This window comes from Streptomyces sp. PH10-H1 (assembly GCF_030063355.1).
Classification (GTDB): domain Bacteria; phylum Actinomycetota; class Actinomycetes; order Streptomycetales; family Streptomycetaceae; genus Actinacidiphila.
The window spans coordinates 100,831-101,392 of the sequence record NZ_JASISZ010000020.1 but is presented as its reverse complement, the minus strand read 5'-3'; the positions used below and the strand labels follow the sequence as shown (position 1 = coordinate 101,392).

At 72.4% G+C, this 562-nt stretch carries 1 protein-coding gene; it reads right to left on the bottom strand.

Annotated elements, in window-relative coordinates:
• Positions 1 to 476 (bottom strand): type I-E CRISPR-associated protein Cse2/CasB (locus tag QMK24_RS15230; protein WP_283466409.1); only part of this gene is annotated, 476 nt, incomplete at its 3' end.
• Positions 477 to 562: the final 86 nt, after the last annotated feature.

The following is a 562-nucleotide window of genomic DNA, read 5'->3' as shown; positions in this document are numbered from 1 at the left end:
ATCCAGGCGTCGGCGATGTCGGTGCGGTACTTCGTCCAGCCGTTCAGGTCGCGCAGCAGTCGGGGCCAGGAGACGGGGATCCCGGCTGCTGTCATGCGGGTCACGGGGCGGTGGACCAGCGCGAGGGCCGGCTGCAGGCGCCGTTGGCGCGCTACCCGCTCCAGGAGGTCGGCGGCGCTGTCCTCGCGCAGGACGCCGTGGTGGACGGCGCGTTCGAGGGACCAACCGAGGTTGCCGTGTTCCGGGTCGTACAGGTGGGGGGTGCCGCAGTCGTCCGTGGTGGGGTTGGCGGCCTGGTGGGCGAACAGGGCCGCGACGGCGAGGTGGGCGAGGGTGGCGTCAGGGCCCCAGTTGGGGATGCGGGGACGCAGGTGGCGCATCATGCGCCAGCACTCGTTCAGGCGGCGGATGTTAAGGCCGTCGCGCAGGTCGCGGCGGCCTTGCGGGGTGGAGCAGACGTCGGCGACGTAATGCATGTAGGCGGTTTCACGGGCGAGCCACCGGGGCGGCCCGGGAACCGGGGCCGAACCCGGGACCGGCTGGTGTGTGGAGAGCGACATCG